This window comes from Allobosea sp. CS1GBMeth4, assembly GCF_900185715.1.
Taxonomy (GTDB): domain Bacteria; phylum Pseudomonadota; class Alphaproteobacteria; order Rhizobiales; family Beijerinckiaceae; genus Allobosea.
This window is the reverse complement of record NZ_FYAS01000019.1, coordinates 179,153-201,635: the sequence shown is the minus strand read 5'-3', so window position 1 is coordinate 201,635 and position 22,483 is coordinate 179,153. Positions and strand designations below refer to the sequence as shown.

21 protein-coding genes are annotated in these 22,483 nt (G+C 68.8%); 9 read left to right on the top strand and 12 right to left on the bottom strand.

The features are described 5' to 3' along the window. Position 1: 1 nt before the first annotated feature. The 5 genes from CS1GBM4_RS12305 to CS1GBM4_RS12285 form a co-directional block, all read right to left on the bottom strand. Positions 2-931, bottom strand: coding sequence for an ABC transporter permease (locus CS1GBM4_RS12305; protein WP_186419005.1), 930 nt, complete (start codon positions 929-931; stop codon positions 2-4). Continuing rightward, positions 928-1,905, bottom strand: coding sequence for an ABC transporter permease (locus CS1GBM4_RS12300; protein ID WP_186419004.1), 978 nt, complete (start codon positions 1,903-1,905; stop codon positions 928-930). Before CS1GBM4_RS12300 ends, CS1GBM4_RS12305 begins: the two co-directional genes overlap by 4 nt. Before the next feature lie 148 nt (positions 1,906-2,053). Beyond that, a complete protein-coding gene (locus CS1GBM4_RS12295; RefSeq protein WP_186419003.1) occupies positions 2,054-3,652 on the bottom strand; it encodes an ABC transporter substrate-binding protein in 1,599 nt (532 codons plus the stop codon). A 118-nt stretch (positions 3,653-3,770) separates the two neighbouring features. Next, positions 3,771-4,007 carry an Lrp/AsnC ligand binding domain-containing protein gene (locus tag CS1GBM4_RS12290; protein ID WP_061964496.1) on the bottom strand — a complete coding sequence of 79 codons (237 nt, stop codon included), beginning with the start codon at positions 4,005-4,007 and terminating at the stop codon, positions 3,771-3,773. A 50-nt stretch (positions 4,008-4,057) separates the two neighbouring features. Then, positions 4,058-4,897 carry an alpha/beta hydrolase gene (locus tag CS1GBM4_RS12285; RefSeq protein ID WP_186419002.1) on the bottom strand — a complete coding sequence of 280 codons (840 nt, stop codon included), beginning with the start codon at positions 4,895-4,897 and terminating at the stop codon, positions 4,058-4,060. Positions 4,898-5,052: 155 nt separating this feature from the next. Here CS1GBM4_RS12285 and CS1GBM4_RS12280 point away from each other — a divergent pair, with 155 nt between their 5' ends. Further along, the gene (locus tag CS1GBM4_RS12280; protein WP_186419001.1) at positions 5,053-6,075 is read left to right on the top strand and encodes an asparaginase; all 1,023 of its coding nucleotides are present in this window, start codon (positions 5,053-5,055) and stop codon (positions 6,073-6,075) included. Positions 6,076-6,101: 26 nt separating this feature from the next. On the opposite strand, the gene CS1GBM4_RS12275 is transcribed toward CS1GBM4_RS12280, so the two are convergent. Together CS1GBM4_RS12275 and meaB are read right to left on the bottom strand one after the other, a co-directional pair. Then, the gene (locus CS1GBM4_RS12275; RefSeq protein ID WP_186419000.1) at positions 6,102-6,755 is read right to left on the bottom strand and encodes a peptidase C15; all 654 of its coding nucleotides are present in this window, start codon (positions 6,753-6,755) and stop codon (positions 6,102-6,104) included. Then, positions 6,752-7,726 (bottom strand): methylmalonyl Co-A mutase-associated GTPase MeaB, encoded by a 975-nt coding sequence (meaB, locus tag CS1GBM4_RS12270; RefSeq protein WP_186418999.1) that lies wholly within the window; start codon positions 7,724-7,726, stop codon positions 6,752-6,754. Before meaB ends, CS1GBM4_RS12275 begins: the two co-directional genes overlap by 4 nt. Positions 7,727-7,888: 162 nt before the next feature. Here meaB and CS1GBM4_RS12265 point away from each other — a divergent pair, with 162 nt between their 5' ends. Continuing rightward, positions 7,889-8,890: an alpha/beta hydrolase gene (locus CS1GBM4_RS12265; RefSeq protein ID WP_186418998.1), complete on the top strand. Its 1,002-nt coding sequence runs from the start codon at positions 7,889-7,891 to the stop codon at positions 8,888-8,890. Between the two features lies 1 nt (position 8,891). Here CS1GBM4_RS12265 and CS1GBM4_RS12260 read toward each other — a convergent pair whose 3' ends face one another. Next, on the bottom strand, positions 8,892-9,350 hold the full coding sequence (locus CS1GBM4_RS12260; RefSeq protein ID WP_186418997.1) for an Lrp/AsnC family transcriptional regulator: 459 nt from the start codon (positions 9,348-9,350) through the stop codon (positions 8,892-8,894). 140 nt (positions 9,351-9,490) lie between these two features. Between CS1GBM4_RS12260 and CS1GBM4_RS12255 the strand changes: the two genes are divergently transcribed. Next, the gene (locus tag CS1GBM4_RS12255) at positions 9,491-10,774 is read left to right on the top strand and encodes a cystathionine gamma-synthase family protein (protein ID WP_186418996.1); all 1,284 of its coding nucleotides are present in this window, start codon (positions 9,491-9,493) and stop codon (positions 10,772-10,774) included. A gap of 233 nt (positions 10,775-11,007) precedes the next feature. Then, positions 11,008-11,805 carry a lytic transglycosylase domain-containing protein gene (locus CS1GBM4_RS12250; RefSeq protein WP_244607187.1) on the top strand — a complete coding sequence of 266 codons (798 nt, stop codon included), beginning with the start codon at positions 11,008-11,010 and terminating at the stop codon, positions 11,803-11,805. A gap of 111 nt (positions 11,806-11,916) precedes the next feature. Here the strand turns inward: CS1GBM4_RS12250 and CS1GBM4_RS12245 are convergent, their stop codons facing one another. Next, entirely contained in the window at positions 11,917-12,648 is a 732-nt protein-coding gene (locus tag CS1GBM4_RS12245; RefSeq protein ID WP_186418994.1) for a DUF3750 domain-containing protein, read from the bottom strand. 152 nt (positions 12,649-12,800) lie between these two features. Here CS1GBM4_RS12245 and CS1GBM4_RS12240 point away from each other — a divergent pair, with 152 nt between their 5' ends. The 5 genes from CS1GBM4_RS12240 to CS1GBM4_RS12220 all read left to right on the top strand — a co-directional run bounded on the left by CS1GBM4_RS12240 (position 12,801) and on the right by CS1GBM4_RS12220 (position 17,378). Next, positions 12,801-13,895, top strand: coding sequence for a polyamine ABC transporter substrate-binding protein (locus tag CS1GBM4_RS12240; RefSeq protein ID WP_186418993.1), 1,095 nt, complete (start codon positions 12,801-12,803; stop codon positions 13,893-13,895). Beyond that, a complete protein-coding gene (locus tag CS1GBM4_RS12235; protein WP_186418992.1) occupies positions 13,892-15,067 on the top strand; it encodes an ABC transporter ATP-binding protein in 1,176 nt (391 codons plus the stop codon). The genes CS1GBM4_RS12240 and CS1GBM4_RS12235 overlap by 4 nt, the downstream gene beginning before the upstream one ends. A 253-nt stretch (positions 15,068-15,320) precedes the next feature. Next, positions 15,321-16,229 carry an ABC transporter permease subunit gene (locus CS1GBM4_RS12230; protein WP_186419094.1) on the top strand — a complete coding sequence of 303 codons (909 nt, stop codon included), beginning with the start codon at positions 15,321-15,323 and terminating at the stop codon, positions 16,227-16,229. Continuing rightward, positions 16,226-17,014, top strand: a complete 789-nt coding sequence (locus CS1GBM4_RS12225; protein ID WP_186418991.1) for an ABC transporter permease — start codon at positions 16,226-16,228, stop codon at positions 17,012-17,014. The genes CS1GBM4_RS12230 and CS1GBM4_RS12225 overlap by 4 nt, the downstream gene beginning before the upstream one ends. A 103-nt stretch (positions 17,015-17,117) precedes the next feature. Then, complete coding sequence (locus tag CS1GBM4_RS12220) at positions 17,118-17,378, top strand: hypothetical protein (RefSeq protein WP_186418990.1); 261 nt, start codon at positions 17,118-17,120, stop codon at positions 17,376-17,378. A 27-nt stretch (positions 17,379-17,405) separates the two neighbouring features. Here CS1GBM4_RS12220 and scpA read toward each other — a convergent pair whose 3' ends face one another. Genes scpA through CS1GBM4_RS12205 form a run of 3 tightly spaced genes read right to left on the bottom strand, consistent with a single transcriptional unit; the run spans position 17,406 to position 22,317 of the window. Then, positions 17,406-19,571: a methylmalonyl-CoA mutase gene (scpA, locus tag CS1GBM4_RS12215; protein ID WP_186418989.1), complete on the bottom strand. Its 2,166-nt coding sequence runs from the start codon at positions 19,569-19,571 to the stop codon at positions 17,406-17,408. Further along, complete coding sequence (gene thiD / locus CS1GBM4_RS12210; RefSeq protein WP_186418988.1) at positions 19,568-20,392, bottom strand: bifunctional hydroxymethylpyrimidine kinase/phosphomethylpyrimidine kinase; 825 nt, start codon at positions 20,390-20,392, stop codon at positions 19,568-19,570. Before thiD ends, scpA begins: the two co-directional genes overlap by 4 nt. Continuing rightward, complete coding sequence (locus tag CS1GBM4_RS12205) at positions 20,389-22,317, bottom strand: methylmalonyl-CoA mutase subunit beta (protein ID WP_244607186.1); 1,929 nt, start codon at positions 22,315-22,317, stop codon at positions 20,389-20,391. Before CS1GBM4_RS12205 ends, thiD begins: the two co-directional genes overlap by 4 nt. Positions 22,318-22,483: the final 166 nt, after the last annotated feature.

Sequence of the window (22,483 nt, the reverse complement as noted above, 5' to 3'; positions counted from 1 at the left end):
CTCACTTCTCCAGCCGCGGGTTGAGCACGTCGCGCAGGCGGTCGCCGACGAGGTTGATCGAGACGATCGTCAGGAGCAGCGCGAAGCCGGGGAAGACCGAGATCCAGTAGCTGCCCGAGAGCATGTACTGGAAGCCGTTGGCGATCAGGACGCCGAGCGAGGGCTCGGTCTGCGGCAGGCCGACGCCGAGGAAGGAGAGCGTCGCTTCCAGCGAGATCGCGTGCGCCGTCTGCACGGTGACGATGACGATCACCGGCGCGAGGCAGTTCGGCAGGATGTGCCGGAAGACGGTGCGGGCATGGGAAAGGCCGAGCGACTGCGCCGCCTCGACATATTCCTTGCGCCGCTCGACCAGCGCCGAGCCGCGCACGGTGCGGGCGTAATAGGCCCATTGCACCATCACGAGGGCAACGATGATCTTGTCGACGCCCTTGCCGAGGGCCGCGACGAGGATCAGCGCGACCAGCACCGACGGCAGCGAGAGCTGCAGGTCGACGAGGCGCATGATCACCGTCTCGGTGCGTCCGCCGGCATAGGCCGCGATCAGGCCGATCGCCGCGCCGAGCGTCGCCGCCAGGATGCCGGAGAAGGCCCCGACCATCAGAGAGATGCGCAGGCCGTAGAGGATGCCGGAGAGCAGGTCGCGGCCGACGCCGTCCGAGCCGAGCCACATGGTGAAGCCCTCGCCGGAGACCGCGCCCGGCGGCTGGCGCGAATCCATCACGTCGACGCTCGCCAGGTCGTAGGGGTTCTGCGGCGCGATCAGCGGGGCAGCGAGGGCGAGCAGCACGATCAGCAGAAACAGTGCGAGGCCGAACAGCGCCAGCCGGTCCTCGACGAAGGAGCGGACGAAACGCCGGAAAGGCGTCTCCTCCCTCGCGGGAGCGGCGGGCGGGGTGGCCGCGGCGGCGGGCAGGGCGGCTTCGCTCATGATGTCGCCTCCGTCAGGCGCACGCGTGGGTCGAGCGCCGAATAGATCAGGTCGACCAGGAGATTGATGGTGACGAACAGCACGACGACGACCATGACATAGGCGACGATCACCGGCCGATCGAGCCGGGTGATCGCCTCGAGCAGCAGGCGGCCCATGCCGGGCCAGGCGAAGATCGTCTCGGTCACCACCGAGAAGGCGACGAGCGAGCCGAATTCCAGTCCGAGCACGGTGACGATCGGGATCATGATGTTCTTGAGGATGTGGACGCCGATGATCCGGCTCTGCGACAGGCCCTTGGCCCGTGCGAACTTGACATAGTCCATCAGCGCCGCCTCGCGCGCGCCGGCCCGCGCCAGCCGGATCACCAGCGAGATCTTGAGCAGGGCCAGGTTGAAGGCCGGCAGGGCGACATGCTGCCAGCCCTTGAGAGAGAGCAGCGAGGTCTCGAAGCCGAGGATCGAGACGGTCGGCCCGCGTCCGGTCGCCGGCAGCCAGCCGAGGCTGACCGCGAAGGTCAGGATCAGCATCAGCCCGACCCAGAACGTCGGCAACGAGAAGCCGAGAATCGAGACCGCCATGATGAAGCGCGACAGCCGGCTCTCGGGCTTGAGCCCGGCATAGAGGCCGAGCGGCAGGCCGATCAGGATCGCCAGGACCAGGGCGACGAAGGCGAGCTCCAGCGTCGCCGGCATGCGGTGCAGGATCAGCTTGATGGCGGATTCGCCATGGACGAAGGAGCGGCCGAGATCGCCTTGGGCGGCGTTCTTCAGGAACACCAGGAACTGTTCCCAGATCGGCCGGTCGAGCCCGAGCGCGCGGGCCGTCTCGGCGATCTGCTGCTGGTCCATCTCGGGCGAGATCAGCATGTAGATCGGATCGCCGACGACGTTCACGCCGAAGAAGACGATCACGAGCATCGCCGCGACGACGAAGAGGGCTTGCGCCAGGCGGCGCAGGACGAATGCCAGCATGGTCCGGTGCCTTCCGGATCTGGGTGCGCGGCGCCATCCCGCCCGGTTCGGGCCGGCGGGATGGCACCCTGCACGTCAACAGGAAAAGAGTGTCGCCCCGTCCGGACCGGGCTTCAAGCCAGCCCGGACGATGCTCGACCCGCCCGGCTCATTCCTTCCGGATGCCGGTGGCGAGGGTGTACTCGTCGGTGCGGGCCTGCACCTTGACGCCCTTGCGCGAGGCCCAGGTGTTCAGCTGGTAGTGCGTCGGGATCAGGCCGACATCGTTCATGCTGATCTCCATCGCCTCGGCCAGGGCGGCAGCGCGCTTGGCGTCGTCGACGGTGCGCAGCGCCTCCTCGAGCTTCGCGTCGAAGGTGGGATTGGAATAGCGGCCGCGATTGGTCGCTCCCATGCCCTTCTGCGGATTGAAGGTGGCGAGCAGCGCCTTCAGCGAATCGGAGGATTCGCCGGTGCCGGCGCCCCAGCCGACCAGGATGAAGGAGAACTCCGGCACATTGCCCTGGCCGCCCTGTGAGGCGCGGGTGAAGAAGTTCGCCGCCGGCAGCGTCTCGACCTCGGTCTCGATGCCGAGGCGCGAGAACATCTGCGCCACCGCCTCGATGATCTTGGTGTCGTTGAGATAGCGGTTGGTCGGCCCGTGCAGCTTCATCTTGAAGCCGTTCGGATAGCCGGCCTCCGCGAGCAGCTTCTTGGCGCCGTTGAGATCATAGGCGACCGGCTTCAGGTTCTTCGAGGTGCCGAAGAAGCCGTCGGGCAGGAGCTGGCCGGCGGGGATCGCCTCCTTCTCCATGATGCGATCGACGATTCCCGGGCGGTTGATCGCCATCGACAGCGCCTGGCGGACCTTGAGGTTGCGCAGCGGATTCTTGATCTCCGAGCCGTCCTTGCCCTTGATGAAGGGCGAGACCTCGCGGAAGTGATCCATGTGGAAATAGATCACCCGGTTCGAGACCGTGCTGGCGACGGCGAGCTTGGAATCGCCCTTGAGGCGGGCGACGTCGGAGGTCGGCACGTTCTCGATCACGTCGAGGTCTCCGGCGAGCAGTGCCGCGACGCGCGTCGGGGCCGAGGTGATCATCCGGAAGGTGACCTTCGACCAGGGCTCCTTGCCGCCCCAATAGGTCTCGTTCGGCGTCAGCACGACGCGGTCGCCGGCGACGTATTCGGCCTGCTTGTAGGGCCCGGTGCCGCCGGTGGTGCACTTGCCGAGATTGAAGTCCTCGGTGCTGGTGTCCTTGCACTTGGCCGGGATGATGCCGAAGGTCGAGAGGTCGGTCGGGACCAGCGGCGCCGGCGCCGCCGTCTTCACGCGGACGGTGAAGTCGTCGACCTTGGTGAATTCCTTGCCGCGCACATAGGCTGAGAAGCTCGACGGGCTCTTCGGCACGTTCGGGGCGCGCTGCATGGTGGCGATCACGTCGTCCGCGGTGAACGGCGTGCCGTCATGGAACTTGACGCCCTGGCGCAGCTTGAACTCCCAGGTCGTGTCGTCGATCGCCTTCCAGCTCTCGGCGAGCAGGGGCTTCAGCGCCTGCTTCTCGTCCTGCCCGACAAGCGGCTCGTAGATGTGCCGGGCCAGCATGTTGTTGGGCGAGACGTTGTGATAGTGCGGATCCATCGCGCTGAGCTCGGCCGACAGGCCGATCCTGAGCTCTTGGGCGCCGGCGGCGCCGGCGAGCAGGGCGAGCGGCGCGGCCAGCGCAGCCGCCCGGGCGGCCGCGAGGGATTTTGTGATCGTCGTCATGTCTGGGAACCTCCCGATTTCTGGCGCTATTTAGGCCAAGCGGGGGTGCCTCCGCCAGCGGGCGACGTAGAATTTTCTTCTACAGTTTACAGTTGTTCATAACCCGGCGCCGCGGCGCTCAGAACGCCTTGAAGGTGATGATCGTGTGGGTGTCGGCGATCTCCGGGATCGACTGCACCTTCTGGGCGACGAAATGGCCGATGTCGACATCGGCCGCGACATGGAACTTGGCCAGGATGTCGTAATTGCCGGCGGTCGAATAGATCTCCGAGGCGATCTCGCGATCGGCGAGTTCGCTGGCGACCTCATAGGTCTTGCCGAGCCTGCATTTGATCTCGACGAAGAAGGTCTGCATCGCGCACTCCGGAATCCTGTCGCTTCTGGATAGAGCCTGCCGCGGGGCGGTCAAGCGCCTGCGAGCTCGGCGATGCGGCGCGTCATCGCGTCCTGCGGATCGGCCAGCCCGGCGATAACGGTGAAATGATTGGCGCCGGCGATCTCCTCATACTGGGTACGCACGCCCTCCAGCCCCCAGACGTCGACGAGCCGGCGGCTCTGCTTGTGGTATTCGGCGCTCTCCGTGCTGCCGACGACGGCGTCCATGACGAGCCCCGACGGCGCCGGCCAGAACAGCGGGCTCTCGCGTTCGGCCCCTTCGAGCGTGAGTCCCAGCGCCGTGTTGATGCTGGTCTCGGTCAGGGGCTTCAGATTGTAGAGGCCGGAGATGCCGTAGGCGGCCGGGACCAGCTGCTCCGGCAGCCCGGCGTCGACATTCGTCCAGTCGCTCGCCAGCAGGCAGGCGGAGAGATGGCCGCCGGCCGAATGCCCGGCCGCGACCACCGGCAGGTTGTAGCGCCGCCAGATCGCGGCCGCGGCCTGCTGCAGCTCCCAGACGATGTGGCCGAGCTCGACCTGCGGGCAGAGATCGTAGCCTGCGACCGCGACAGGGACGCCGCGCTGATTCAGTCCGCGCGCCATATGGGAGAAGAAGCTCGGGTCGAGCGCCTGCCAGTAGCCGCCATGGACGAAGAGCACGATCGCCCCGCTCGTCGCGGTCACGGGCTTGAACAGGTCGTATGTCTGGCGCGGGCCTTCGCCATAGCGGATGCCGAGCTCGCTCACGGCGACCTCGCGATAGGCCGCCGCGTCGCGCTGCCAGCCGGCGATGATTCCGGGGTGCTCGGGCACCCGGGCGCGGTTGTTGTACTCGGTCTCGTAGTCGGGGGCCGTGCTGGTGTCGCTCATCGGATCCTGGGCCAAGCCTCGTCGGCGATGGCTCTGCTCAAGCTGGCGGGGTGGCCGGGGCGCTGATCGGCCCAGCGCCCGCACTGTGCGCCATGCGCTTTGACAGGTCGAGAGACAAACGCGACAAGGCGATGCCGTTCCGCCGGAGATGCCAGATGGACAACCCCGTTCTCGCCGAAGTGACCCGTGGCAGCACGGTCGAATCGCGCCATCGCGGCGCGGCGATCGTCGTCGATGCGGACGGGGCGGTCGTGCTCTCGCTCGGCGATGTCGAGCGGCCGGTCTTCCCGCGCTCGGCGGTCAAGGCGCTCCAGGCCCTGCCGCTGCTCGAGAGCGGCGCCGCCGACCGCTATGGCCTGACGCCGGCCGAGATCGCGCTCGCGGTCGCCTCCCATTCCGGCGAGGAGGCCCATGCCGAGACCTCGCTCGCCATGCTGAGGAAGGCCGGTCGCGACGCCGGCTGTCTCGAATGCGGCGCGCACTGGCCGATGGGCGAGGCGGCGGCGCGCGCCCTCGCCAGGGCCGGGCGCGAGCCGACCGCGCTCAACAACAACTGCTCCGGCAAGCATGCCGGATTCGTCTGTCTCTCCTGCGGCATCGACGAGGACCCGGCCGGTTATGTGAAGGCGGGCCACAAGGTGCAGCAGGCGGTGCGGGGCGCGCTGGAGGAGGTGACGGGCGCCGCCCACACGGCCGAACTCTCCGGCACCGATGGCTGCTCGATCCCGACCTATGCCGTGCCGCTCAGGGCGCTGGCGCTCGGCTTCGCCCGCTTCGGCACCGGCAATGGCTTCGGTCCCAGACGCGCCGAGGCGGCGCGGCGCATCCGCGAGGCGGTCGCCGCCAACCCGTTCATGGTCGCCGGAACTGGCCGCTTCGACACCCGCTTCATGGGAGTCTTCGGCGCCCGCGCCTTCATCAAGACCGGGGCGGAGGGCGTCTATTGCGGCGCCTTGCCGGAGCTGGGCTTCGGCATCGCGCTCAAATGCGACGACGGCGCCGGCCGTGCCGCCGAGATCGCCATGACCGCGCTGATCGAGCGCTTTCTGGCGCGGCAGGCGGGCGACGAAGCGGACTTCGCGCCCTTCCGCGAGACCGTCCTCAAGAACTGGAACGGCATCGAGGTCGGCCGCGTCCGCGCGACGCAGATGGTGCGGCCGGCCGGCGCAACGGGCTGAGCGGGAGCTTTCGCCGCGCGTTGCGCCTATCGTGCGGGCCCCGGCGGCGATCGGCCGGCCATCGCGAGCCTGCGCCCCATTGCCGCCAACGCTGCGATCAGGCGCTCTCGTCCGGGGCGGAAAGCACCCACTGTGCCGGGCGGCCTGAGCCCCGGCATCGGTCGCAGCCAGGGGACATGGATGAAGATCACGGGGACGCACCGATCGCATGCGCCCAGCGCCAGCGCATAGCTGGCGTCGCAGAGATAGCGCCCCGCCGAGGGCGACGTGCGGGCGCGGATGCCGGCGCGCTGCAGGGCCGCGAGCGCCGTGCCGGCACTGACGCTGGTCCGCTGCGGCAGGGAGCGCCCCGGAGCCGCCGCTGCCGGACCGCCGCCGCGCGCGTCGGCGTGGAGCCGGCTGGAGCGGCCGCGCGCGAACAGCTCGACCCGGACGAAGCGGGCGCGGGCGGCGAGGCCGAGCATCAGTACGGCGCGCGGCTTGGTCTCGGCGAGATGCCCCCTCAGGGCGGGCAGACCGCCGGCATAGCTGGTTTCGAGGACGAGGGCTTCGGCCGCCATGCCGGCCCGGCGCAACGAGGTGGCGACATCCCGCGCCAGCCCGGCGGTCGGGTTGACGCGGACATGCGGGAAGGGGCCGAAGCCGGTGACGAGCAGGTCCGGGCTCCGCTGCCGGGTCACAGGCCGAGCGCCTTCGCGATTTCGTCGGCGGCCGCGGTCGGCGCGATCTCGCCGGCGGCGACGGCCGCTTCCAGCTTCGGCGTGCGCGCCTTCAGCGCCGGATCGTGCCGGAGCTTGGCCTGCAGGCGGTCCTGCACCATCGCCCACATCCATTTCACGTCCTGCCGCCGGCGCTTCTCGGCAATCAGCCCCTTGGCCTCGAAGCGGGCTCGGTGCTCCTCGATCCTCGCCCAGAGCGTGTCGAGGCCGGCCCCCGTCAGGCCCGAGATCGTCACGACCGGCGTCGACCACAGCGGCGAGGCCGGTGCGAGGATGTGCAGCGCCGCCTTGTATTGCGCTGCCGCGGCGCGCGCGGCGGTCGCTCCCGCGCCATCGGCCTTGTTGACCGCGAGCATGTCGGCGAGCTCGATGATGCCTTTCTTGATGCCCTGCAACTCGTCGCCGGCATTGGGCAGCATCAGCACCAGGAAGAAATCGGTCAGATCGGCCACCGCCGTCTCCGACTGGCCGACCCCGACCGTCTCGACCAGGATGACGTCGAAGCCGGCCGCCTCGCAGAGCAGCATGGTCTCGCGCGTCTTGGCCGCGACGCCCCCCAGCGTGCCCGACGATGGCGAGGGCCGGATATAGGCATTCGGATCAACGGCCAGCCGCGCCATGCGGGTCTTGTCGCCGAGGATCGAGCCGCCGCTGCGCGTCGAGGATGGGTCGACCGCGAGCACCGCGACCTTGCGGCCCTGCGCTGTGAGATGGCTGCCGAGCGCATCGATCGTCGTCGACTTGCCGACGCCGGGCACGCCGGTGATGCCGACGCGGATCGCATGCCCGGTCTGCGGGAGGAGCCGGGCGAGCAGGGCCTGCGCCTGTTCGCGATGGTCGGCGCGCCGGCTTTCCGCGAGCGTGATCGCCCGCGCCAGCGCCGCGCGCTCGCCCTTGAGAATCGCATCGCCGAGTGCTGACAGGTCGACCATGCCTCGCTGGTAGCAAGAGAGGGCGCGCAGCGGAAGCGTTCCTGCCGCCTCGCCTTGCGAGTTCGACGGATCGGTCGCTCCTGCCCCATTCTGGCCGCGTTGGTCTGGCCTTAAGGATTGCGCGGCCAGAAGGTTCGCACCCCCAAATTCCGGATCTCGCCAGTGACCTCGCCTTCGCGACACGCCGTTTCACGCCGCTCCTTCGTCGCCCTGCTCGGGCTCGGACTGGCTGGCTGCGCGCAGAGCGAAGCCTCTGTCTCTCCCTTCATCGGGCCCGCGGATTCCTCCAGCTTCGGCAAGGAGCCGCAGCTGCTGGTCGCGACCACGCGCAAGCCGACCGGCGACCGGCCGCCCTTTTTCGGCTCGGAGCGCGGCAGCGGGCTGACCTTCGCCGAGGTCAGGCTGTCGGCGCCGGGGCGGGGTGTCGCGGCCCAGGTGAGCTCGGTCGTCAGCGGCGACTGGGCCGTGCTCGGCGTCGCCCGGCGCAGCTCCGCCGACGCCGCCCGTGCCTTCTCCGAGGCCGCCACGGGCCGCGACGTGTTGCTATACGTGCACGGCTTCAACGAGACCTTCGAATCGGCCGCGCGCAGCGCCGGCCAGCTCTCGCATGCGCTCGCCTTCGACGGCCGCACCGCCCTCTTCACCTGGCCGTCCGGCGGCGGCCTGCTCGCCTATGCCTATGACCGCGAAAGCGCGCTCTGGTCACGCGACGGCTTCGTCCAGACCCTGAAGGCGCTGGTCGCCAATCCGACGATCGGGCGGATCAACATCGTCGCGCATTCGATGGGCAGCTTCCTGACCCTGGAAGGCCTGCGCGAGCTGCGCGATTTCGAGGGCCTGTCGGACCGGATCGGCGCGGTGGTGCTGGCTTCGCCCGACGTCGACATCGACGCCTTCGAGCAGACCGTGCCGCGGCTCGGCTCGATCGCCCGGCGCATGACCGTCATCGTCGATCCCGGCGACAAGGCGCTCGCGGTCTCCTCGCGCATCGCCGGCGGCGTCGCCCGCGCCGGCTCCGCCGACCGCGAGCGGCTGGAGCAGCTCGGCGTGCGGGTCGCCGATACGGCGGGGCGCGGCTGGAGCCTGCTGCGGCACGACCTCTTCCTGTCGAACAGCGAGGTCACGCAGGTGGTGCGCCGGGCGATCGACCGCGCCGGCGGCTGAGCTACAGCGGCGGCAGGCCGACCCGCTTCTTGATCGTCGCCAGGGCGAAGTTGGATTCGACCGACTGGACGCATTTCAGCCGCGTCATCTTCTGCTTGAGGAAGCGCTCATAGCCCTCGATGCCGTCGGTCAGCACCCGCAGCAGATAGTCCTGGCTTCCCGTCATCAGGTAGCACTCGGCCACTTCGGACCAGCCTTCGACGGCCTTCTCGAACTCGGCGATGTGCTCCTGGTTCTGCTGGCTGAGGCGCACCGAGACGAAGACGCTGAAGGGCAGGCCATAGGCCTTCGGATCGACGATCGCCGAATAGCCCTTGATGACGCCGGTCTCCTCCAGCCGCTTGAGCCGGCGCAGGCATGGGGTCGGTGACAGGCCGACCTTCTCGGACAGGTCCTGATTGGTCATGCGGCCATCCTCCTGCAGGAGGTGGAGCATGCGGCGGTCGATCGTATCGAGCATGATCTGCTCCTCTGGGCACTCAGTAGGGCAGGAAGCTGCAAAAACTTGCTCTAGAATACGAATGATCGTTCATGCAATGGCCTTGCGATCGGCCTAGGCTCGCGTTGCGGGGCCGCGCTGGCACCGGCGAGGAGGCAGTCATGAGTGACGATAATTACCACAAGGACCGGATCGCCAATCGCCGGCTCCATCCCGAGACCCTGATGATGGGCTATGGCTATTCGCCGGCCATGTCGGAAGGCGCGCTCAAGCCGCCCGTCTTCCTGACCTCGACCTTCGTTTTCGAGAATGCCCAGCAGGGCAAGGACTTCTTCGACCTCACCGCCGGCCGCCGCCAGCTCAAGCCCGGCGAGAAATCGGGTCTGGTCTATTCGCGCTTCAACCATCCGAACATGGAGATCCTCGAGGATCGCCTGGCGATCTGGGACGAGGCGGAAGCCTGCGCCGTCTTCGCCAGCGGCATGGCGGCGATCGCGACGACCTGCTTCGCCTTCCTGCGCCCGGGCGATACCATCGTCCACAGCCGCCCGCTCTATGGCGGCACCGAGACGCTGCTGAAGAACCAGATGGGTGCCTTCGGCGTCACCGCCTTCGGCTTCACGGACGGCGTCGATGTCGCGCAGATGCGCCAGGTCGCGCAGGCTGCCGCCGCCAAGGGCCGCGTCGCGATGATCCTGGTCGAGACCCCGGCCAACCCGACCAACGGCCTCGTCGACCTCGCCGCGTGCAAGGCGATCGCCGACGAGCTCGGCGAGAGCCAAGGCCACCGCCCGCCGGTCGTGGTCGACAACACCATGCTCGGGCCGATCTTCCAGAAACCGCTGAAGCACGGCGCCGATCTTTCCTTGCTGTCGCTGACCAAATATGTCGGCGGCCACAGCGATCTCGTCGGCGGCTCGATCAGCGGCGCGAAGGAACTGGTGCGGCAGGTCAAGGGCTGGCGCGGCTCGCTCGGCACGCAGCTCGATCCCAATTCCTGCTGGATGCTGATGCGCTCGCTCGAGACGCTCGATATCCGCATGCAGCGCGCCAACGAGAACGGCCGCAAGGTCGCGGAATACCTGCGCAAGCACCCGAAGGTCGCCAAGGTGCACTATCTCGGCGACCTCGCCGAGGGCGATCCGCGCAAGCCCGTCTTCGACCGCCAGTGCACCGCGCCCGGCTCGACCTTCGCCTTCGACGTCAAGGGCGGCGAGAAGGAGGCCTTTGCCGTGCTCGACAACCTCCAGATCATGAAGCTCGCCGTCAGCCTGGGCGGCACCGAGACGCTGGTCTCGCATCCGGCCGCGATGACGCATTCCGGCGTCGCCCGCGAGCTGCGCGAGGAGATCGGCCTCACCGACGCGCTGATCCGCATCTCGGTCGGCATCGAGAACATCGAGGACCTGATCTCGGACCTGGCCCAGGCGCTCGACGCGGCGTGATGCGATCGCCATGATGATGGTCCGCTTTGGTCCGCTGCGCCGTCGTTCCGGCCGCAGCGAGGCGGAGCGCCGGAATCCATCGTAGAGCGCCGGCGGCCCATGATGGATCCCGGAGCCGCGCGGCTTTGCCGCTTGTCCGGGATGACGGCGCGAATTCGATGGAACGTGGGCGACCACAATCAGCGCAAGTCAAAGGACGATGGCAGACCAGCCTTGTGGTCGCGTTCGCTGTGATGCTCCCGGCCAGCCCGGCCCCGGCCGAGCCGCAGACCGAGAGCGTGGCGCAGACCATCTGCCGGCTGATCGACGGCGCCGCCAAGACGCATGATCTTCCGGTCGCCTTCCTCACCCGTCTGATCTGGCGTGAGAGCAGCTTCCGGCCACATGTCGTCAGCCCGGCCGGAGCGCAGGGCATCGCCCAGTTCATGCCGGGCACGGCGAACGAGCGCGGCCTCGCCGATCCGTTCGATCCCGAGGCTGCAATCCCGGCCTCGGCGTCTTTCCTCGCGGCGCTGAAGGATCGGTTCGGCAATCTCGGCCTCGCGGCGGCCGCCTATAATGGCGGGCCGAACCGGCTGGCGCGCTGGGTCGAGCGCGGCGGCATGCTGCCTTACGAGACGCAGGCCTATGTCCGCTTCGTCACCGGCCGTTCCGTGGAGGAGTGGCGGCTAGGTGCCGGCGAGCTTCCGCCGCCGGCGACGCGCGACGAGACCGACTGTCTCGCCACCGTGGCCTCGATCCGCATCACCCCCCCCGCCGTGCTGGTCGAGGGCGCCTATGGCCCGTTCGGCGTGCAGCTCGCCGGCAACACCTCGAAGGCGCGCGCCGTCGCCTCCTATCAGCGGGTCGTGGCCCGCTTTTCCTCGCTGCTCGCCGGCAAGCCGACCATGATTTTAGGATCGGCCGTCGCGGGGCGGGGCAGGGGCCGCTTCTACCGCGTCAGGCTGCCGGCGCAGAGCCTGCGCGAGGCGACTCTGGCCTGCAACCGCCTGCGGCAGGCGGGCGGGGCTTGTCTGGTGCTGCGGAACTGAGGCGTTGCGCCGTCACTCCGCGGCATCGCTCAGCGATGAGCCCAGAATCTATGAACATCGCCGTTGAAGAGGTGAGCCGCCATCGCAGCGCCCCGGAATGACGGCAATGGCTCACAGCCCCACCCGCCCCCAGCCCGGCAGCTTCAGCGCCGGCCGTTGCAGGTCGAAGCCGGCGACGAGGCCGAGCAGGTTGATCTCGACGCCCTCGACCCAGCCGAGGGTGATGCCGGCGAGCCCATAGAGCGAGGCCTGCAGGCCGGTGCGGCTCGGCGTGAAGCCGGCGTAGAGTCCGCTTTCGCGCCAGTCCTTGCCGATCGCGGTCGGCGGCAGGGCGCGGCCGAGCTCCGGCACCTCGGCGAGGATGTGCTGGACGAAGCTGTTCGAGTTGGGTCCCGGCCAGGCCGCATAGGAGCCATTGCTGCTGTAGCCATAGCTCTTCACCGCCTCGCGGATGCGGGGGATAAGCGCCTCGGCCGCCGCGCCCCTGATCTCGCCGACCACCTCGGGAACATTGCCGTACCAGCGGCCATCGGCGACGCGGACGTTGACCCGCACCGGGTTGCCCCAACCGACCACGTCGAAGCGCGTATAGGCCGAGGCGTCCTTCTCTTTCACCACCACCCAGGAGTGATGGGCGAAGACGCCGCGCCAGCGGCCGACGCGGGCGGCGAAGATATGGACGGTCGCCTCGGGCTCGATGGCTGGGGCAGGGAGCAGCGCGGCGCTCGACCAGTCGGCGCGGGCCCAGTCGGAGGCCAGCGGCTGCCAGTGCCACCAGGCGGCGTGAGTGCCGAGAGGCAGGAGAAAAACGACTGCGAAGAAGAGAAGAAGGCGCCGGACCATGCTTCCGTGGAAAATAGGGGGCGATGTCCAGGCGCCACAAGGCGCGGCGCGAGGTCGCCGATCACGAAATCGAGGTTGAGGCTTTCCGGCAAGCTGCTAGCGTGCGGCCGCGACATCGGAGGAGGGGCAGATTGCGCACGGTGACGTCGGTTATGCATAGGTTGGCCGCCGCGGCGGCTCTCGGGCTCGCTCTCGCCGCCGGCCCGGCCGAGGCGCAGGACAGCAAGGAACTGCGCATCTTCAACTGGTCGGATTACGTCAATCCGGAGGTGCTCGACGCCTTCAAGAAAGAGACCGGCATCACCGTCGTCTACGACACGTTCGACCAGATGGAGACGGTCGAGACCAAGCTGCTCGCCGGCAAGACCGGCTACGACCTCGTCGTCGTCACCGCCTCCTTCCTGCCGAGGCACATTCCGCTCGGCCTCTATGCCCCGGTCGACAGCGCCAAGGTGCCGAACCTCAAGAACGCCTGGCCGGAGATCCAGCAGCGCCTGTCGAAATACGATCCCGGCAACAGGTTCGCCGTGAACTATATGTGGGGCACGACCGGCATCGGCTACAACGTCGCCAAGGTCAAGGAGCGGCTCGGCAACGACGCCGTGATCGACAGCTGGAGCGTCGTCTTCGATCCGGAGAAGCTCAAGAAGCTCTCGAATTGCGGCGTGCACGTGCTCGACGCGGTCGAGGAGATGTTCCCGGCGGCGCTGCGCTATCTCGGCCTCGATCCGGACTCCAAGAAGGAGGCCGATCTCAACAAGGCCGGCGAGTTGCTACGCAAGATCAGGCCGCACATCCAGAAATTCCACTCGTCGGAATACATCAACGCGCTCGCCAACGGCGACATCTGCCTCGCCGTCGGCTATTCCGGCGACGTGCTGCAGGCCAGGAAGCGCGCCTCTGAGGCCAAGAACAAGGTCGAGATCGCCTATTCCATCCCCAAGGAAGGGGCGCTGATGTGGTTCGACTCCTTCGTCATCCCGAAGGACGCCGGCAATCAGGACGCGGCGCTGAAGTTCATCGACTTCGTCAACCGGCCCGACATGGCGGCGAAGAACTCGGACTTCATCCAGTATGCCAATGGCAACATCGCCTCGAGGCCGCTGCTGTCGGCCGAGGTCCGCGACAATCCCGGCATCTATCCGCCCGAGGCGGTGATGGCACGGCTCTATACGATCACGCCTTACGACCAGAAGACGCAGCGGCTGGTCAACCGGCTGTGGACCCGCGTCAAGAGCGGGCGGTGAAACGGCCGGAGGCGGCTGGAAGGCGCGCCTCGCCCGGCAGCGTCCGGCGCGACTTCCAGCCCTGGAACGACCCCACCGCCAGGCCGCTGGTCGAGTTCCGCAACGTGACCAAGCGCTTCGGCGCGACGGTCGCGGTCGACCGGCTGTCGCTGTCGATCCACCAGCGCGAGTTCTTCGCCCTGCTCGGGCCGTCCGGCTGCGGCAAGACCACGCTGATGCGCATGCTCGCCGGCTTCGAGCAGCCCGACGAGGGCGAGATCCTGCTCGACGGCGCCGACATCACGGCCGTGCCGCCGCACCGGCGGCCGGTCAACATGATGTTCCAGTCCTATGCGTTGTTTCCGCATCTCTCCGTCGGCGACAACATCGCCTACGGGCTCCGGCGCGACGGCCTCCCCAGGGCCGAGATCGCCGCGCGCGTCGATGCCATGCTCGGCCGCGTCCGCCTGAAGGGCATGGAGAAGCGCCGGCCGGACCAGCTCTCCGGCGGCCAGCGCCAGCGCGTCGCGCTCGCCCGCGCCCTGGTCAAGCAGCCCAAGCTCCTCCTGCTCGACGAGCCCCTGGGGGCGCTCGACAAGAAGCTGCGCGAGGAGACGCAGTACGAGCTGATGGACCTCCAGGCCGATCTCGGCCTGACCTTCATGGTGGTCACGCACGATCAGGACGAGGCCATGACCATGGCCGACCGCATGGCGGTGATGGATCATGGCCGGCTGCTGCAGATCGCGCCGCCCGACCTGATCTACGAGGCGCCGTCCAATCGCTTCGTCGCCGAGTTCGTCGGCGACATCAACCTGATCGCCGGCAAGGTCACTGCCGTCGACGGCGATCTCGTCAGGCTGGAGAACCAGCATGTCGGTCCGATCGAGCTCGACGAGGATGCGCCGGCCTGCCAGCCGGGCGATGCGCTCACCGTCGGCCTGCGCCCGGAAAAGATCGCGCTCAGCCATGACGAGCCCGCGCAGGGCGTCAACAAGGTCGCGGGCGAGATCTGGGACCTCGGCTATCTCGGCGACATGACCATGGTCCAGGTCATGGTCGGCGGCGACGGGGGACAGCTCTTCAAGGTCTCGCTGACCAACCGCACACGCCGGATCGAGCGGCCCTTCGCCTGGGAGGACAGGGTCTGGCTCTCCTGGGACGTCGAGGCCGGCATGGTGCTGGCGTCGTGAGCGCGCTCGGGAATTACCTCCGTCATTCCGGGGCAGCGCGCAGCGCTGAGCCCGGAACCCATGAACACGACATGTCGGGTTTCCACTCCGTCATTGCGATCGACAGCGAAGCAATCCAGCTGGGCGTAGAGCTAGGCGGCTCTGGATTGCTTCGTCGCTTCGCTTCTCGCGATGACAGGGAGCGTCGTGGTCGTGGGTTCCGGGCTCGCTGCGACGCAGCGTCCCGGAACGACCGCGGAGCACTATCGTGAACATGCCGGTTCCCCGAAGCGGCGGCGCGGGGCGCGGCCTTCTGGTCGCCGCCATTCCCTATCTCTGGCTCGTCGCCTTCTTCCTCGCGCCCTTCGCGATCGTGCTCAGGATCGCGCTGTCCGACGCCGCGACCGACCTGCCGCCCTATGCGCCGCATTTCCCCGGCATCAGTCAGCTCGGCGAGTTCCTGAGCGCGCTCGACTTCGAGAACTTCCGCCTGCTCGGCGACGACCCGCTCTACTGGCAGAGCTATCTCTCCTCGCTGCGCATCGCGGCCCTGACCACGCTGATCGCGCTCGCGATCGGCTATCCGCTCGCCTATGCGATGGCGCTGGCGCCGAAGCGCTGGCAGGGCATCCTGCTCGTCCTCGTCATCCTGCCGTTCTGGACCTCGTTCCTCATCCGCGTCTACGCCTGGATCGGCATCCTGCGGCCGGACGGCCTGCTCGACATGGCGCTGATGGGAAGCGGCCTGACGACCGAGCCCCTGCGCCTGCTCAACAGCGACGCCGCCGTGCTGATCGGCATGGTCTATTCCTACCTGCCCTTCATGGTGCTGCCGCTGTTCGGGGCCTTGCAGAAGCTCGACGGCACCTTGCTGGAGGCCGCGTCCGATCTCGGTGCGACGCCGCTCGCGACCTTCCTGACGGTGACATTGCCGCTTTCGCGCCCCGGCATCCTCGCCGGCTCGGCGCTCGTCTTCATCCCTGCGATCGGCGAGTTCGTCATTCCCGACCTGCTCGGCGGCTCCGACACGCTGATGGTCGGCAAGGTGCTCTGGAACGAGTTCTTCTCCAATCGCGACTGGCCGCTGGCGTCGGCTGTGGCGATCGTGCTGCTCGTCGTTCTCGTCCTGCCGCTGATGCTGCTGCAGCGGGCGAGGGGAGCGGCGCCGGGGGATGCGCGATGAGGCGCTTCGGAGCCTTCCATCTCGCCGCGCTCGTCGCCGGCTTCGCCTTCCTCTATTTGCCGATCGTCGCGCTGATCGCCTATTCCTTCAACGCCTCGCGGCTGGTGACGGTCTGGGGCGGGTTCTCGACGCATTGGTATGGCGCGCTGCTGCGCAACGAGCCTTTACTGGACGCCGCCTGGCTGACGATCCGCGTCGCGCTGGTTTCGGCGACGCTGGCGACGGTGCTCGGGACGCTTGCGGCGCTGGCGCTGGCCCGCTACCGGTTCTTCGCCGGCCGCACTCTGTTTTCCGGCATGGTTATGGCGCCGCTGGTGATGCCCGAGGTGATCACCGGCCTGTCGCTGCTGCTGCTCTTCGTCGCCGGCGATGTCGAGCGCGGCTACTGGACCGTGGTGATCGCCCACGCGACCTTCAGCCTCGGCTTCGCCTGCATCGTCGTGCAGGCGAGGCTCGCCGGCTTCGACCGCTCGCTCGAGGAGGCGGCGCGCGATCTCGGGGCGACGCCGTTCGCGACCTTCTTCACCGTGACACTGCCGCTGATCTGGCCCGCGGTCGCCGCCGCGTGGATGCTCGCCTTCACGCTCTCGCTCGACGATCTCGTGATCGCGAGCTTCACCACCGGCCCCGGCGCGACGACATTGCCGATGCGGCTCTACTCGGCGATCCGGCTCGGCGTCACGCCCGAGATCAACGCCGCCTGCACGATCATGATCGCGGCGGTGGCGGTCGCGGTGATCGGGGCGTCGCTGCTGATGAAGCGCGAGGCGCTGGCGGGGCGCTGACCTAAACGCCCCCTGAACATCCCGCTCAAAACCGGTTCAGCCCGGCCGCGCGAGACTGCGAACCAGAGCGGAACCTCCTTCCGCTCCGGCAAGAGGAGACATCATGATGTTTCGCACGCTCGCTTCTGCCGGCCTCGTCGCTGCCGCCGCGCTCGGGATCGGTGCGGCATCGCCCAGCGAAGCGCAGGCCGGCGTCTTGATCCAGCCGGCCTATTACGATGGCCCCGCCTATGGCTGGCGCGCACCGCCGCCCTACGGCTATTGGGGCGTGCCGCGCTGGCGGCGCCATTATTACGGCCCGCGCTTCTACGGCCCACCGCCTCCGCCGCCGCGCTTCTATTATCGCTGGCGCGACGATTGGTGACCTTCATGGGGAACCGGGCGCGGCGGTTCACTCCGCCGCACTGCGCTGCGTATAGCCGAGGCGCCGGTTGAGCTCCTCCAGCAGCTTTTCGGCCGCATCGGCGATGACGGTGCCGGGCGGGAAGATCGCCGAGGCGCCGGCTTCCATGAGCGCCTCGAAGTCCTGCGGCGGGATCACGCCGCCGACGACGATCATGATGTCGGGCCGGCCGGCCTTGACGAGCGCCGCCTTGAGCTCCGGCACCAGCGTGAGGTGGCCGGCGGCCAGCGAGGAGACGCCGACGATGTGGACGTCGTTCTCGACCGCCTGGCGCGCCGCCTCGTCCGGGGTGGCGAAGAGCGGGCCGATATCGACGTCGAAGCCGAGATCGGCGAAGGCCGAGGCGATCACCTTCTGGCCGCGGTCGTGCCCGTCCTGGCCCATCTTGGCGACGAGGATGCGCGGGCGGCGCCCGTCGGCCTCCTCGAAGGCCTCGCACATCAGCTGCACGCGCGTCACGGCTGGGTTCATCTCGCCGACCTCCCGCTTGTAGACGCCCGAGATCGCCTTGATCTCGGCGCGGTGGCGCCCGAACACCTTCTCCATCGCCAGCGAGATCTCGCCGACGGTCGCCTTGGCCCGCGCCGCCTTGACGGCGAGATCGAGCAGGTTGCCATTGCCCGCCGCGCCATTGGTGAGGGCGGTGAGCGCGGACTGCGTCTCGGCCTCGTTGCGCTCGGCCTTGAGGCGCCTGAGCTTGTCGAGCTGCTGGGCGCGGACCGAGGCGTTGTCGACCTTGAGCACGTCGATCGCCGCCTCGTTCTCGGGCTTGAAGCAGTTGACGCCGATGATCGCCTGCTGGCCGGCGTCGATGCGTGCCTGGGTCTTGGCGGCGGCCTCCTCGATCCGGAGCTTCGGGATACCGGCCTCGATCGCCTTGGCCATGCCGCCCAGCTTCTCGACCTCCTGGATGTGGCCCCAGGCCTTGGCGGCGAGCTCGGCGGTGAGCCGCTCGACATAATAGGAGCCGCCCCAGGGATCGATGATCCGCGTCGTGCCGCTTTCCTGCTGCAGCAGGATCTGGGTGTTGCGGGCGATGCGGGCCGAGAAGTCGGTCGGCAAGGCCAGCGCCTCGTCGAGGGCGTTGGTGTGCAGCGACTGCGTATGCCCCTGCGTCGCCGCCATCGCCTCGATCATCGTGCGCGGAACGTTGTTGAACACGTCCTGCGCGGTCAGCGACCAGCCGGAGGTCTGGCAATGGGTGCGCAGGGGCAGCGACTTTTCGTTCTGCGCCCCGAAATCCTTGACCAGCTTGGCCCAGATCAGCCGCGCGGCCCTGAGCTTCGCCACCTCCATGAAGAAGTTCATGCCGATGGCCCAGAAGAAGGAGAGCCGCGGCGCGAAGACGTCGACGCCCAGGCCCGCCTGCTGGCCGGCGCGGATGTATTCGACGCCGTCGGCGAGCGTGTAGCCGAGCTCGAGGTCCTGCGTCGCCCCCGCCTCCTGCATGTGATAGCCGGAGATCGAGATCGAGTTGAACTTCGGCATGTTGGCCGAGGTATAGGCGAAGATGTCGCCGATGATCCGCATCGAGGGCGAGGGCGGATAGATATAGGTGTTGCGGACCATGAACTCCTTGAGGATGTCGTTCTGGATGGTCCCCGAGAGCTTGGCCGCCGGCACGCCCTGTTCTTCCGCCGCGACGATGTAGAGCGCCAGCACCGGCAGCACCGCGCCGTTCATCGTCATCGACACGCTCATCTGGTCGAGCGGGATGCCCGAGAACAGCGTGCGCATGTCGTAGATCGAATCGATCGCGACGCCGGCCATGCCCACATCGCCGGCGACCCGCGGATGGTCGCTGTCATAGCCGCGATGGGTGGCGAGGTCGAAGGCGACCGAGAGTCCCTTCTGCCCGGCGGCGAGGTTGCGCCGGTAGAAGGCGTTCGAGTCCTCGGCCGTGGAGAAGCCGGCATATTGCCGGATCGTCCAGGGCTGGTTGACGTACATCGTCGGGTAGGGCCCGCGCAGATAGGGCGCGATGCCTGGCAGGGTGTCGACGAAAGGCAGGCCATCGCGATCGGCGGCCGTGTAGAGCGGCTTCACCGGGATGTCCTCCGGCGTCTGCCAGAGCTCGCCAGTGCTCTGTGGAGTGGCCGCGGCGCCTGCCGTATCGGCGAAGGCGAGCTTCGTGAAATCCGGGATCGCGGTCATGGCTTGTTCCCGTCTGGTCTGTCCCACCAATGGTGGAAATGATGCACCGGCCCGTGGCCGCGGCCAACCTTGACCGCGTCCGAGGCCGCGATCGCGGCCGAGATGTAGCGCTTGGCCAGGGCGACGGCCTCGTCGAGCGCGATGCCGTGGGCGAGGCCGGCGGCGATCGCCGAGGATAGCGTGCAGCCGGTGCCGTGGGTGTTCTGCGTCGCGATGCGCGGCGCGACCAGGCGCTCGCGGCGGCCGCTGCTGCCGACCAGGGTGTCGACGCTGTCGGCGCCGCTGCCATGTCCGCCCTTGACCAGCACATTGGCGGCGTCGAGCGCGAGCAGGGCCTCGGCCTGCTCGGCTGCCGCGTCCTCCGTCTCCGCCACGGCGGTGCCGAGCAGGGCTGCGGCTTCTGGCAGATTCGGCGTGACGATCGTGCAAAGCGGCAGCAGGCGGCGCTTCAGCGCCTCGATCGCGTCCTCCTGGAGCAGCCGCCCGCCGGAAGCTGCGATCATCACCGGATCGAGCACGATGTTCCGGGCGCCGTGGCGTTCCAGCCCGTCGGCGACGGTCTCGATCAGCTCGGCGGTGGCGAGCATGCCGATCTTGACCGCATCGACGGCGAGGTCGTCGAAGACGGCATCCATCTGCGCGGCGACGAAACCGGCCGGCACCGGATGGATCGCCGTCACGGCGGTGGTGTTCTGCGCGGTCAGCGCGACGATCACGCTCGCGCCATAGACCTGATGCGCGGCGAAGGTCTTGAGGTCGGCCTGGATGCCGGCGCCGCCGCTGGAGTCGGAGCCCGCGATGGTGAGCGCGATCGGCATCATCCCCCCTTGCTGGTGCTGACCGGGGATGTGGCGATCGCCAGCGCATCCTGCAGCACGGCGATGGCGTCGCAGCCGGCGAAGACGAAATTCGTCACGCCGGCCTCGCGCAGCGCCGCTTCCTGTTCGCCCGGGCGGCCGGCGACCCAGACCGTGGCGCCTGCTGCGGCTAAAGCCGTCGCGGCGGGGACGGCCTCGGCGGCATAGCTTTCGTCGGAGCCGCAGAGGCAGGCGAGCTTCGCGCCCGAGGCCCGGAAGGCCGCGACGAGCGCGTCGAGATCGGTTGCGCCGGTCTTGGCGAAACCGTCCCCGGAGGTCGCGGCGATGCCGCCGGCCTCGAACAGGTTGCGGGCGAAGCCGGCGCGGGCGGTGAAGCCGGCGATCGCGCCCAGCGTCGCGAGGAAGGCCTTCGGCTGCTCGCCGGCGGCTGCGGCGATGTCGGCGCTGGCGCGCAGCGCCTCGAATGGCTCGGCCAGGCGGATGCTCGGCAGCGCCTCGACGGTGATCGCGTCGTCGCTACCGGCGCGCTCGGCCGAGGCGGCGGGCGGCGGCGCCAGCACGGAGACCGCCGCTTCCGACAGGTTCGGGAACTCGCTTGTGCCGGTGATCGGCTCACGCCGGAGCGCGATCGCCTTGGCCCGCGCGTCGCGCTCGCGCGCCAACCCCTTCTGGATATGGCCGTTGGCAAGCGCGCCGACGATCCCGGTCAGGTCTCCGGAGCTTTCCGCTTCGAGATCCTGGAATTTGCGCCAGCCCTGTTCGCACAGCGCCTGCGTCAGCGCCTCGAAACCGCCGGCTCCGGCGGCCGGATCGGCGACCCGCCAGAGGTTGGCTTCTTCCAGCAGGATCAATTGGGTATTGCGGGCGATGCGCCGGGCGAAGCCGTCGGGCAGGCCGAGCGCCGCGGTGAAGGGCTGGACCCCGATCGAGTCGGCGCCGCCGATCCCGGCCGAGAAGGCGGCGATGGTGCCGCGCAGCAGGTTGACCCAGGGATCGCGCCGGGTCAGCGAGCGCCAGGCGCTTTCGGCATGGATGAAGACGGGCCTGGGTTCGAGCCCGCAGGCGCGCTGGACCCGATCCCAGAGCAGGCGGGCGGCTCGCAATTTGGCGACGGTGACGAACTCGTCGGTGTCGGCGACGAGGGTGAAGGAGATGGCGTCGCGCGCCTCGGCGAGCGAAAAGCCGTCCTCCTCCAGCAGGCGCAGATAGCTCACCGCCGTCGCGAGCACCGCGCCGAGCTCCTGCGCCTCGGTGGCGCCGGCTTCGTGCCAGGTCCGGCCGTCGGCGGCGAGGAAGGGGCCGGCGAAGCCGCGCGACGTCAAGCTGCGGATCGTCTCGGCGATACGCTTGCCGAGTTCCGGCAGCGAGACCGCGAGCGCACCGCTGCTCGCGAGCACGCCGAGCGGATCCATGCCGAAATCGACCTTCACGGAAGCGGGGGCATGGCCGCGCCGCTCGACGAGATCGGCGACCAGCAGCGCCTGCTTGCGCCCGCCCGGGGCGGGGTCGAGGCGCAGCCTGACCAGATCGAGCATGACGCCCGCCAGCGCGGCGTCGAGCGCTTCGACGTCGGGCGTGCTCAGGCCGAAGCCGCGCGCCGCCGGGGCTCCGGCGAAGGCGAGGCTCAGGGAATCCGCTCCGCCTTCGAGCTCGGCCAGGGCCAGCCTCGCCGCTTCGGCCGCGTCGGGGTGGTCGACGCGCGCCGCGACGTGCCAGCGCCCGGCCTGCGCTCGCAGGGGGCGGGCGTCCTGCCCGGTAGCTGCCGGGTAGAGCGGCTCGATGCGGATGCCGTCCGCCGTCCGCCCGACGAGCTTCCGCTCGAAATCGGCGCCCTTCAGCACCTTGTCGACGGCCGCGCGCCACTGCGCTTCATCCGGCCTGGGAAAGGCGTCCATGAAGGGAAGGGCGGCGAGGACTGTCGAGGTCATCAGCAGCGAACTCCTTGCACGCGTTCCTCCCGCCATTCCCGTCAGGCGGTGAAACCCACGCCGATTGGCGGCCCATTGTGCGCCCGCGAAGTCCTGATTGCCATGGCTCGCGGCGAACGCAAATGCCCCGTTCGTCGGAAAGCCGTGCCGAAATGCCGATCCCGGC

Coding starts and splice junctions, on each gene's coding strand:
- CS1GBM4_RS12305 (WP_186419005.1), bottom strand. CDS start 931: ATGAGCGAAGCCGCCCTGCCCGCCGCCGCGGCCACCCCGCCCGCCGCT.
- CS1GBM4_RS12300 (WP_186419004.1), bottom strand. CDS start 1,905: ATGCTGGCATTCGTCCTGCGCCGCCTGGCGCAAGCCCTCTTCGTCGTC.
- CS1GBM4_RS12295 (WP_186419003.1), bottom strand. CDS start 3,652: ATGACGACGATCACAAAATCCCTCGCGGCCGCCCGGGCGGCTGCGCTG.
- CS1GBM4_RS12290 (WP_061964496.1), bottom strand. CDS start 4,007: ATGCAGACCTTCTTCGTCGAGATCAAATGCAGGCTCGGCAAGACCTAT.
- CS1GBM4_RS12285 (WP_186419002.1), bottom strand. CDS start 4,897: ATGAGCGACACCAGCACGGCCCCCGACTACGAGACCGAGTACAACAAC.
- CS1GBM4_RS12280 (WP_186419001.1), top strand. CDS start 5,053: ATGGACAACCCCGTTCTCGCCGAAGTGACCCGTGGCAGCACGGTCGAA.
- meaB (WP_186418999.1), bottom strand. CDS start 7,726: ATGGTCGACCTGTCAGCACTCGGCGATGCGATTCTCAAGGGCGAGCGC.
- CS1GBM4_RS12260 (WP_186418997.1), bottom strand. CDS start 9,350: ATGCTCGATACGATCGACCGCCGCATGCTCCACCTCCTGCAGGAGGAT.
- CS1GBM4_RS12255 (WP_186418996.1), top strand. CDS start 9,491: ATGAGTGACGATAATTACCACAAGGACCGGATCGCCAATCGCCGGCTC.
- CS1GBM4_RS12250 (WP_244607187.1), top strand. CDS start 11,008: ATGCTCCCGGCCAGCCCGGCCCCGGCCGAGCCGCAGACCGAGAGCGTG.
- CS1GBM4_RS12245 (WP_186418994.1), bottom strand. CDS start 12,648: ATGGTCCGGCGCCTTCTTCTCTTCTTCGCAGTCGTTTTTCTCCTGCCT.
- CS1GBM4_RS12240 (WP_186418993.1), top strand. CDS start 12,801: ATGCATAGGTTGGCCGCCGCGGCGGCTCTCGGGCTCGCTCTCGCCGCC.
- CS1GBM4_RS12230 (WP_186419094.1), top strand. CDS start 15,321: ATGCCGGTTCCCCGAAGCGGCGGCGCGGGGCGCGGCCTTCTGGTCGCC.
- CS1GBM4_RS12225 (WP_186418991.1), top strand. CDS start 16,226: ATGAGGCGCTTCGGAGCCTTCCATCTCGCCGCGCTCGTCGCCGGCTTC.
- CS1GBM4_RS12220 (WP_186418990.1), top strand. CDS start 17,118: ATGATGTTTCGCACGCTCGCTTCTGCCGGCCTCGTCGCTGCCGCCGCG.
- scpA (WP_186418989.1), bottom strand. CDS start 19,571: ATGACCGCGATCCCGGATTTCACGAAGCTCGCCTTCGCCGATACGGCA.
- thiD (WP_186418988.1), bottom strand. CDS start 20,392: ATGATGCCGATCGCGCTCACCATCGCGGGCTCCGACTCCAGCGGCGGC.
- CS1GBM4_RS12205 (WP_244607186.1), bottom strand. CDS start 22,317: ATGACCTCGACAGTCCTCGCCGCCCTTCCCTTCATGGACGCCTTTCCC.